This window comes from uncultured Methanobrevibacter sp. (assembly GCF_934746965.1).
GTDB lineage: Archaea > Methanobacteriota > Methanobacteria > Methanobacteriales > Methanobacteriaceae > Methanocatella.
The window spans coordinates 20,794-33,284 of sequence record NZ_CAKVFS010000011.1 but is presented as its reverse complement, the minus strand read 5'-3'; the positions used below and the strand labels follow the sequence as shown (position 1 = coordinate 33,284).

General features: G+C 30.5%; 5 protein-coding genes and 1 riboswitch. Of the genes, 2 read left to right on the top strand and 3 right to left on the bottom strand.

Annotation, left to right across the window (positions count from 1 at the left end; genetic code table 11):
* A partial coding sequence (locus Q0984_RS08535; RefSeq protein WP_299526478.1) for an Ig-like domain repeat protein occupies positions 1-8,789 on the bottom strand: 8,789 nt, incomplete at its 3' end.
* A gap of 286 nt (positions 8,790-9,075) precedes the next feature.
* Between Q0984_RS08535 and Q0984_RS08530 the strand changes: the two genes are divergently transcribed.
* Both Q0984_RS08530 and Q0984_RS08525 read left to right on the top strand, forming a co-directional pair.
* On the top strand, positions 9,076-10,587 hold the full coding sequence (locus Q0984_RS08530; RefSeq protein ID WP_299526475.1) for a DJ-1/PfpI family protein: 1,512 nt from the start codon (positions 9,076-9,078) through the stop codon (positions 10,585-10,587).
* Positions 10,588-11,013 carry a hypothetical protein gene (locus tag Q0984_RS08525; protein ID WP_299526472.1) on the top strand — a complete coding sequence of 142 codons (426 nt, stop codon included), beginning with the start codon at positions 10,588-10,590 and terminating at the stop codon, positions 11,011-11,013.
* Here the strand turns inward: Q0984_RS08525 and ribB are convergent, their stop codons facing one another.
* Positions 11,014-11,694 (bottom strand): 3,4-dihydroxy-2-butanone-4-phosphate synthase, encoded by a 681-nt coding sequence (gene ribB, locus Q0984_RS08520; RefSeq protein WP_299526468.1) that lies wholly within the window; start codon positions 11,692-11,694, stop codon positions 11,014-11,016.
* A gap of 53 nt (positions 11,695-11,747) precedes the next feature.
* Positions 11,748-11,879: riboswitch (FMN riboswitch) on the bottom strand.
* A 56-nt stretch (positions 11,880-11,935) separates the two neighbouring features.
* On the bottom strand, positions 11,936-12,310 hold the full coding sequence (locus Q0984_RS08515) for a DUF120 domain-containing protein (RefSeq protein ID WP_299526465.1): 375 nt from the start codon (positions 12,308-12,310) through the stop codon (positions 11,936-11,938).
* Between the last annotated feature and the right edge of the window lie 181 nt (positions 12,311-12,491).

Here is a 12,491-nt window from a genome sequence, read left to right as displayed (position 1 = left end):
TTAACTGTAGTATTAGCTAACGGGTTTCCATGACTATCAGTGAAATTAGCAAAGAACTGAGTACCATTTTGATACATCTTAACAATATTTTCACCAAGAATAGAATGAATGATTTTTACAGAAGCATTAACCTCAGCACCATTATAATAATCATCACCAGGATAAACAACAGTTGCAACATAATCTCCAGAATCCAAATTAAGAGTCAAGAACGCATAACCATCCTCATCAGTAACACGACTATAAGACATACCATTAATAGTAATAGTAACAGTTGCATTAACTATTGGATTACCATAAAAGTCCTTCAATAGAACAGTTAACTTAGAACCATCATGATAAATCATTAAAACATCATCAACAACTAATATTGCATCTTTATTAACATCCACAGTAATATTACCTTCCTTGATTACTGGATCATACTTATCATCACCAGGATAAATAACTGTGATGTTGTGTATTCCTTTATCTAAAGGAGGAATATCCACACTACCAGTACCATTAGACACATTACCAGTATAATTTTTACCATCAATCACTACAATAATTTCACCAGTAGCATCATCAGGCAAATCAATACTAATAGTAGAGTTTTTACCTTCAACACCATCAGGAATAGTAATATTTGCAGGATACTCTTCTACTTTAGAAACATTAAACTTACCAGCCACAGAAGCATCCATATAATTATTGTCACCTTTCCAAGTAGCAGTAAAATCATAGACACCTTCATTATGTAATCCAGCAATAGTTAATTTACCTTCACCATTAACAACAGACACAGTATAATCTTTACCATTAATAATTACAGTAACATCACCAGATAATTTAGCATTGTTTATTCCAGTTAAAGTAGCTTTTATAGTAATATCCTCATCAATTTTAACATCATCTATTATGACGTTTAATGTAGAGTTTGCTTTAGCTACATTAAAACTACCAGAAGCACTAACTGCATTGTAATTACTGTTTCCAGAGAACTTAGCATTAAATGCATAATTACCTGCAGGTAATTTAATACCATTTAAAGTACCTTTACCATTTACTATTTTAACTGTGTAGTTTTTACCGTTAACTGTTACAATTACATCGCCGGTTAATTTAGCACCATTAACACCAGTTAAAGTAGCGTCAATAACAAATACTTCTCCATAATTTATATTATCAATTATAACATCTAAAACAGGGTTTGCTTTAGCCACATTCACAGTTTTAGTAACTTCTACTGGATTATATTTATCATTTCCAGCATATTTAACAATAACAGTGTGAGTACCAGCATTTAAGCCTGAAATAACTTTATTAATTTTACCATTTACCACTAATGCGGTGTAGTTTACACCATCAACAGAAATAACAATAGTACCATTAATATCACCAGGTAAAGTACCAGTGACAGTTATATTCTCACCAAAGACAATATCACCAATAACAACATCCATAACAGGATTTACTTTAGATACAGTGAATTTAGCAGTAGTGGAGATATTGTTATAGTTGTTATCTCCTGGATATATTATATTTGCTGTGTAATTACCTGCTTTAAGACCAGCTATTTTTATAACAGCTTTACCATCAACAATAGTGCCAGTATAATTTTTACCATCAATAGTTACAATGACATCTCCTGTAGCATCAGAAGGCACAGTTACACTAATAATTTCATCATCATCAACTTTAATATCACCTACATTAACATCCATAGTTGAATTTATTTTATTAACATGGAAACTGTCTGAGTCACTTACATTATTGTAATTTTCGTTTCCTTCCCATGTAGCAGTGAAATCATATACTCCTGCAGATAATTTAACACCATTTAAAGTACCTTTACCATCTATGATTTTAACGGTGTAGTTTTTACCGTTGACTGTTACAATTACATCACCGGTTAATTTAGCACCGTTAACTCCAGTTAAAACAGCATTAATAACAAATATAGTATTGTAATCTACATTATCAATTACTACATTTAAAGTAGGGTCTGCTTTAGCTACATTTATGGTTTTAGTAAATTCAACAGGATTATATTTATCATTACCAGTGTATTTAACTTTAATAGTGTGGTTACCAGTGTTTAAATCTTTGATAGATTCACTAGCTTTACCATTTACCACTATGACTGTTTTTTCAACACCATCAACAGAAATAATTACACTACCATTAATATCACTTGGTAAATTAACATTAACTAATGCATCATCACCAAAGACAATATCACCAATAACAACATCCATAACAGGATTTACTTTAGACACACTAAACTCAGCAGCAGTAGAAATATCATTATAATTGTTATCTCCATTATAACGTGCGTTTATAGTGTAAGTACCTTCTTTAAGACCAGATATAATTGTGGTTGCTTTTCCACCAACAACAGCCAAAGTATAATCCTTACCATCAACAGTCACAACAACACTACCAGCAGCATCACTAGGAACATTAACAGTAATAGTCAAGTCTTCACCTACTTGAATATCATCAACGGATATACCAATAGTAGAAGCTATTTTATTAACTTTAAAGTCACCAGAATCACTTGTAGAGTTATAGTTATCATTTCCTGCAAATCTAGCACTGAAAGCATAAGATCCAGCACCTAATTTAATACCAGACAATGTACCTTTACCATCAACAACTTTAACAGTATAATCTTTACCACCTATAGTTACAATAACATCACCAGTTAATTTAGCATTATTAACACCAGTTAAAGTAGCATCAATAGTAAATACGTTATTATAATCTATATCAGCGATAATTACGTCGAGAGTTGGGTTTGCTTTATTTACAGTTACGGTTTTAGTAATTTCAACAGGATTATATTTGTGATCACCACTGTATTTAATAACAATATTGTGATTTCCAGCATTTAAACCAGAAATAGTAGTATAAACTTTACCATTTACCACAGCAGCAGTATAATTTTTACCATCAACACTAATAACAACCATACCACTAATATCACTTGGTAATAAAGCACTAATAATTAAATCATCACCAAAGACAATATCATCAATTAATACCTTCATAGTAGGATCTACTTTAGATACACTAAATCCAACAGTACCGGAAGTATTAACATAATTATTATCACCAGGATATTTAACAGTCACATTATAAACTCCTTCTTTAAGACCAGAAACAGTTTTAACAGCACTACCATCCTTAATAGCCACAATATAATCTTCACCATTCACAGAAATAACCACACTACCAGCAACATCAACAGGAACACTAACAGCAATAGTCAAGTCTTCACCTACTTGAATATCATCAACATCAATATCCATAGCAGGAATTATCTTATTAACAGTGAAGTTTCCTGAGTCTTTTACTAAGTTGTAGTTTTCGTTTCCTTTCCAGCTAGCTGCAAATTTATAATTGCCTGCAGGTAATTTAATACCAGTTACAGAACCTTTACCATTTACAACTTTTATTGCGAAGTTTACACCACCAACGTCTATTAATACTTCATCAGTTAATTTAGCACCGTTAACACCGGTTAAAACAGCGTTAATAGTAAATATTTCATTGTAATTTATATCATCAATTACTATATTTAAAATTGGGTCTGCTTTAGTAACATTTATGGTTTTAGTAACTTCAATAGAGTTGTATTTGTCATTTCCATTGTATTTAACAACGATTGTATGATTTCCAGTAGTTAAATCAGAAATAGTGTTAGTAGCTTTACCGTTTACAACAGTTACTGTGTATTCTTTTCCATCAACAGTAATGATAACATCACCATTAATATCACTTGGTAATAAAGCACTGATAGTTAAATCATCACCAAAGACAATATCACCAGTAACAACATCCATAGTAGGATCTACTTTAGATACACTAAATTCAACTGTGCTTAAAAAGTTGATGTAATTGCTATCTCCTGCATATCTGACAGTTGCATCATAATTACCAGCTTTAAGATCAGATATTTTTTGAACAGCTTTACCATTAACAATAGCTACTGTGTAATTTTTATTATTTACAGTAATAATTACACTGCCAGTTGCATCAGCAGGTAAGGTAACTTTGATAGTTGCATCTTCTCCTACTTTGATATCGTCAACTGAAAAATCAAAATTAGGAACTATTTTATTAACATTGAAACTTCCTGAATCTGTTTTTCCACTGTAGGTATCGCTTCCAGCATATACTGCTTTGAAAGTGTAAGAACCAGCAGGTAATTTAATACCTTCCAATGTACCTTTACCATTAACAATAGTAACTTTGTATTCAAAATTATTTACAGTTACAAATACTAAACCGTTTAATTTAGCATTATTAACATCAGTTAAAACAGCATTAATAACAAAGAAATTACCATAACCGATATCACTAATAATAACATCCAAGTTCACATCAACTTTGGATACGCTGAATTTAGCATTTCCGGAAACTGAAGTGTAGTTGTTATCACCATCATATCTGACAGTTACATTATATTCTCCTGCTCTAAGACCAGAAATGGTTTTAACAGCTTTACCATCAACAATAGTTACAGTGTAATTTTTATTATTTACAGTAATAATTACATCGCCAGTTACACCAGCAGGAACGCTAACTGTAATAGTTGCATCTTCTCCTACTTGGATATCATCAACATTGATGTCCATTGCTGGAGTTATTTTATTAACAGTGAAACTTCCTAAGTCGGTTTTTTCATTGTAAGTATCGCTTCCAGTATCTACTGCTTTGAAAGTGTAAGAACCAGCAGGTAATTTAACACCTTCTAATGTACCTTTACCATTAACAATATTAACTGTGTATTCAACACCATTTACAGTTACAAATACTAAAGCATCTAATTTAGCACCATTAACATCAGTTAAAACAGCATTAATAACAAAGACATTACCATAATCAACATCATTAATAATAACATCTAAATTCACATCTATTTTAGATACACTGAAGTTAGCAGTGTTGGAAGCATTATTGTAATTACCGTCACCATCATAATTGACAGTTACATTATATTCTCCTGCTCTAAGACCAGAAATGGTTTTAACAGCTTTACCATCCTTAATAGCTACAATGTAGTCTTCACCATTTACAGAGATAACTACACTACCAGTTGCATCAGCAGGGACACTAACTGTAATAGTCAAGTCTTCTCCTACCTGAATATCATCTAATGAGATATCAACATTAGGAGTTATTTTGTTAACTTTAAAGTTACCAGAATCACTTACAGAAGTATAATTATCATTTCCAGCCCAATTAGCTGTGAAATCATAGGAACCAGCAGATAATTTATCAGCAACAAAAGTACCTCTACCATCTGTAACTTTAACAGTATACTCTTTACCATTAACAGTTACAGTAACATCACCAGTTAATTTAGCACCATTAACACCAGTTAAAGTTGCTCCAATAGTGAATACATTATTATAATCCACATCTTCAATTATTACATTTAAAGATGGAGTTGCTTTATCTACATCCACACCATTAGTGACAATCTTGTAATAAGAGTATTTATCATCACCTTCATATTCAACAATAATATCATGATGTCCAGCACCTAAATTATATACATCAGCATGGAATTCACCACCTATAAGATAACCACGATAAGCTATATTATCAACAGTTATAATAAGCAAACCTTTAGCATCAGAAGGTAAAATCGCATCAATCTTTAAAACTTCACCAAAGACAATATCATCAACAACAAGATATAAATTAGGATATATCTTAGATACTGTGAGTTTAGTGGTGTTGGAAATTGTTCTGTAATTATTATCTCCTGTATAATTGACAGTTATAGTATATTCTCCTGCTTTAAGACCGGAAATAGTTTGAACAGCTTTACCATCCTTAATAGCTACAGTATAATTTTTATTATCTACTGTGATAACTACATTGCCTGTTGCATCATCAGGTAAAGTAACTGTGATAGTTGCATCTTCACCTACTTCAATGTTATCAACATCAATATCTATGAAACTTGGAGTTATTTTACCAATACAGAACCTACCAGAATCTGTAGTTGCATTATAATTATCATTTCCGTTGAATCTAGCTGTGAAAGTATATAATCCAGTGTTTAGTTTGTCTGCGATTAAAATACCTCTACCATTAACAACAGACACAACATAACTTTTACCATTGACATTTACAATAACATCACCAGTAATACCAGTAACTCCATTTAAAGTCGCATCAATAATAAATGAAGAACCATAATCATTATCATTTATTACTACGTCTAATGTTGGTTGAGCTTTGAAAACATGTACTACATCAGTGACTGATTCACGAGTATATTTATCATCACCACTGTATTCTATCATGATAGCGTAAGCTCCAGCATTTAAACCTGGAATATTTAATGTTGCTTTACCATTTACTATAGTAGCAGTGTATTCTTTTCCGTTGATTTCTACGGTTAGTGTTCCGGTTGCATCAGAAGGTAAAACCATGTCAACAACTAATTCTTCACCAAAGACAATGTTTTTAACTTTAACAGTTCCCACAGTAGTTACTTTATTCACATTAAATGTAAACTCACCACTAGCAGAATTATAATTATTATCACCATCATACCTAACAGTTACAACATAACTACCTGCTTTAAGACCAGAAATGGTTTTAACAACTTTACCATCCTTAATAGCTACAGTATAATCTTTACCATCAACGGTGATGATAACGTTACCTGTTGCATTGTATGGAAGGTCAACGTTAATAGTTAAGTCTTCACCAACTTTAATATCTTCTGCATAACCACTCATATCAGCATTTATCTTATTAACATTAAACTTACCAGAATCACTGATAGAATTATAATTACTATTACCAACCCATCTAGCAGTAAAATCATAAGAACCAGCATCTAAATAATCAGCACTTAAAATACCCCTACCATCAGTAACTTTAACAGTATACTCCTTACCATTAATTTTTACAATGACATCACCAGTTAAAGGAGCATTATTAGCACCAGTCAAAACAGCATTAATAACAAAAACATTACAATAATCCACATCACTAATGATTACATCTAATTTTGCATCTGCTTTAGCAACATTTACAGTTTTAGTAACTTCTGCAGAAGTATAAACCTCATCACCATTGTATTTAACAGTAATAATATGAGCACCAGTAGCTAAATCAGGGATAGTTTTAGTAACTTTACCATCCACCACACTTACAGAGTATTCTTTACCGTCAACAGTGATAATTACATTATTACTAAGATCACTTGGTACTAAAGCATCAATAGTTAAAACATCACCAAAAACAATATCATTAACAATTACACTAATATCAGGAGTTAATAAATGACCTACAAGTGTAATGTTTTGAACTTCATTATCTACAACTATACTGATATCTTTTTCATCATCAACATTAAGTGTATATATGTACTTAAAAACACCATTTACCATTTTACCTTTGATAACTTCAGAACTACTTCTAAATTCCACATCTCTTGTTGGAATATCTACAACAGTCTGAGTACCATTCAAACAAAACTTAGCAATAACATTATACATATTAGGAGCAATTTCCTCAACAGCAATATTTAAAACAGCATAAGAATTTGGAGCATGAGCACCTCCACCAACTAATGAATTCCAATCAGGAGAATTAGTACCCCACCAATTATTACCTTCAATAGTAGCAGTATAAAAAGAATAAGCCCAAATATCATTACAATCCTTACCACTATTATTTACAAAAACTGAATTACTCACAACAGGATTTGCAACTCTATTCACTGCTCCTATAGCACCACAATGACTAGTTCCACTACCCCCATAATTATTCATGAAAACACAACCAGTAATATTACCAGTATTAATTTCTATAGCACAACATTTATTATCAATAAAATAAGAATTTCTAATATTATGACTGGAAGCACTCAAATCGAGAACAGAATATCTAGAACCTCCACTTTCACCAGTAAAATAACAATCATTTATATTCACATTTTCAGCGCCACTAGAGCCTAGTGCACAAATAGATGAACCACCCAGTCTAGCATAATTATTTATAAAAAAACAATTATTTACTGTAAGGTTACCTGCATTTAAATAAATACCTCCACCCTCAGCATGAACTTGTTGATTTGCCGCGTTATCTCTAAAATAACAATTATCAACTATAACGTTACCAGAAGATATATAAATAGCACCACCTTGACCAGAAGTGTTATTTACAAATGAACAATTGTAAATTTTAACTGTAGCATTTTCTATTCTTAAAAAAGAACCCTGCGCCTTTGTTAAGATTGTTTTATCTCTGCTTTGACCGATTAAAGTAACATTTTTAGTAATGCTTGCCCTTTCTGTGTGTTCACCTTCTGCAAGGTAAATAGTTCCACCATCAGCAACAAGGTTTAAAGCACCAGTGATAGTTTTAACAGCTGAACTCCAACTAGTACCTGCATTATTATCATCTCCTGTTGTAGGATTTACATAAATAGCTCCAGCATTAGGAGCTTTTACAGGTCCATCAGTGATTTCACCTGAATATGATATTTTAAAACTACTTAAATCAATATCATTACTTGAAGATTCACTTGGAATAATTTCACCAGAATAGGATATTTTAAAACTGTTTAAGTCAATATCAATACTTGAAGATTCATTTAAACCAATTTCAGATGCATAAACTACATCTTCACTTGAATATTCGCATACTTCCTGTTCATCAGCCACTACATCTGTAGAAGTTGATACAGGTGTTTCTATATCAATATTTGTCTCATTTAAGTCTAATGATGCAGAATCTTCAGCACAAACAGCTGAAACAGACAAAAACATCAAACTTAAAATCAGAAAAATAAAAAACTTATTTTTAAATATTTTAATACCCTCCATTATTTTTTAAAACTTGTAAAAAAAACCCATCATTAGGAGAATATCCTTTTGATAGTTTAAGATTAAAGTTTAGCTTTACCTTAAGATTTTTTACAATTATATTTTATATGCAAAATCATATATAAATATTTAAAAAAGCTTTAAGACACTATATAGATTGTAAGTTACAGTTGAAATGTATGTCTTGATTGGAAGTATAGTAATACTATAAAAATAATGAGGCTTGTTTATGAAAAAAATAGGAATAACCTATGTAAAAGGAGCTGTTCCGGGATTTGAAAACTTTGGAGGGTTACCTACAGACATTGTTAAATCAAATGGTTTGGTTAATGGTGTTAAAGCTAGTGAAGAATTAGATGCTTTAATTATTCCTGGTGGAACAATAATTGAATCAGATGATGTTAATGATGATTTAAAAAAAGAAATAAAAAAAATAGCTAATGATGGAAAGCCGGTTATAGGAATCTGTGCAGGATTTCAACTACTTTCAAACCAGACTGATATCGGGAGAAAATCAGAAGTTCCAATAATAAAAGAAGGTCTTGGTTTAATAGATATTAATTTTTCTCCACTTATAAGCAGTGACCGTGTGAAAGCTAAAGTTTATGATAATTCTTTTATTACAAAAGGTCAAAAAGAGGATGTTAGAGGATTTCATACTCATACTTATGGTAAGGCTACTGGAGATGCTAAACCTTTATTTTATTCACAGATTCAAAGAATGAATTATGGTGATGTTAATAAAGAATCTGAATATAATATTTTCTCAGGAGCATGTAATGATGACGGAAATGTTATTGGAACTATGATTCATAATATTTTAGATGAAAATCCGATTATTAGAGATAATCTGTTAAATTATATTGATACATCACCAGAAGACATTATTAGTAGAAATAAGGAATTCAGAAGTAAAATAAATAAGGATCTTGGAATAGATTCTGGATATAAAATAGAAAAATTATCTCAGGAATTTTTAAAATATAAAAATAATGGAAACGGACCTAAATTTTTAATGATAGGAAGTAATGGTTCTGATTCTGGAAAAACATTTATTTTAACAGGATTAGCTGGAGCATTAAGAAGAAAAGGACTGAAAGTTGGACTTTTAAAAGTAGGTCCTGATGTAAGAGATATTGTTCCGGGATTATATCTTACAAATGGTAAAATGGAAGATTACAGTTCTATAAAAATCGGTCATTTAGGTTGGATGGATATCAAAAAAGCTGTTGAACAATTAAACAAATCATATTATGACATTGTGTTAATTGAAGGAGTTATGAGTGTATTTACAGGATTATTAAATGAAAAAGTACCTTATTCAGCAAGTGAAATAGCTATGTCATCAAATATCCCAATGTTACTTATATCTGGAGTAAATAAAGGAGGTATTGAATCAGCAGCAGTTGATTTAGTAGCTCATGCAAATATGCTGGAAAAACTTGGAGTTACAGTTGAAGGAATACTTCTAAATAAAGTTTATAATCAAAAGATATTTGAAAATGTAGTACCATATATCAAAAATAACACCCATGTTAAAAATGTTTTAAAAGTATCTAAATTAAAAATAAAAGGACGTGGATTTACTCCAGAAGTTGAAATCAGATATGATTTATTTTCAAAATATGCTCTGGAATGTATTGAAGAAAATATAGATATAAACATAATAGCTGATATGGCTAAAAATGTAGAATTCAATAGAATTGTTCCTTTTGAAGAAATAAAAAACAAGGTGATATAAATGGCACTTAATTTAAGCCCAGAACAAGGAGTTAAATTAACAAAAAAAGACAGAGTTCATGTTGCAAAAAAAATCAAACAAGGATGGAAAGCAACATGCTTAATTCCAGATTATGGTTTTGATGAAAACGGAGACATTCAAATAATGTCTAATAAAAACCGTAGAAGTGTTAAAATTGTAAAAATCAAAGATGATGGAATTTATATTGAAAAAGCTCTGAAATCCAAAAACCTTAGAATTCCCTGGGATAAAATTAGTGGATTTAGTCAGACTAAAGAAATTAAAGATGGGATAAAAATAGATATGTATAATGGAAAATATGTTGCATTCAATATTTACAATTCATATAAAATACAGCAAATCACCCAATACATCTTTAACTATATAAATGATAAAAGAATGAATAATCAATCTATGTACAGCTGATTATTCTTCTAAATATTTTTTTATAATATCTTCCCCTTTAAGTAAAACCAATCCATTTTCCTTAGCATATTTTTTAGCATCTTCCACAGAGGTTGCCTGACCGGTTTCACTATCCATCATTTCACAAACAACACAAACAGGAGTTACACCTGCCATTTCACACATAGCTAATCCTATTTCTGTATGTCCACGTCTGTTTTTAACTAAACCCTCTGCTCCTCTTAAAAGACATACATGACCTGGTGATCTGAATTCTTTTCCAAAATCATCATATCTTTCTTCTTTTAACATGATTGCCATTTCACTAATAGTCATTGCTCTATCATGATCAGTAACTCCAGTGAATGAATCTCTATGATTTACCCATATTGAAAATGAGGATCTGTCATCATATTTAATATCAGTTGGAGCTAATTCAGCTAAATTAGGGTATTTTGAACTAGCAGCTTCCATAATATCTGTCATAAATGGTAAATTAATAGCATCACAATACTGTGGAGCTAAACAGTTACAGATTAACCCACCTGCATTATCTCTCATAGTAGCTATTGATTTTGGTGTAACAAATTCAGAAGCAATAATCATATCTACTTCCCCTTCTCTTTCATCATCATCAAAAACTAATATAAATTCACCATTTCTTAATGCTTCAAATCCCATTTCTAAATCGTTTTTACTCATAGTAACATCTCCTTAAATATTGTAGAAACAGGGCTAAAAATAAAAAATAAATTTCTTATTCTCTTCCATCCGGACTATTACCGTCGGTTTTGGATTCTAACCAAATCAACACAACATGTGCTCGTGGACTTATCTAATTTAGAAACACCACCGGTGGAGAATTTCACTCCGCCCTGAGAATTGTACAATCAAATAGTATATTAATTATATTATAAAAAAGTTTCTTAACTAACTTTTCATTTTACAATTCAATACTTACAACATCCCCATCCTCAAGATTTAATTTATCTCTAAGTTTATCTTTAGCTATAAATTCCAGATAATTTTCTTCATGTGTTGTTTTAGCTGGAAATACAATTGCTCCTTTTATATCATCATTTAATTTTGATTCTATGTATTTAACAGCTCCAAAACCTTCATCTGGTTTTATAATATTTTTACATTCATCTTTTATTTTATTTATTTGAGGAAGGTATTTTTCTGGAACTATAACATTTAAAGTTCCCGGATAAGGACGAAATCCACAATTTTTTTCAAAATTATTAACATAAAAATCCTGTGATAAAAAATAAGCAGCTTTTCCCAAACCAGTTGTAACTGTTCCATCAATTTTCATTAAATAACCTCCAAATATATGCAATGAAATATAATCCTATTTAAAAATATCAATCATATAATTAATTTAATAAAATAAATAATCCAAATTATTTAAATTAATCATTAACATACAACTACATAATTTATTTTTATTTATTAATATAACTAATGAAATCAAAAAACATTTTCTTTTTAAATAA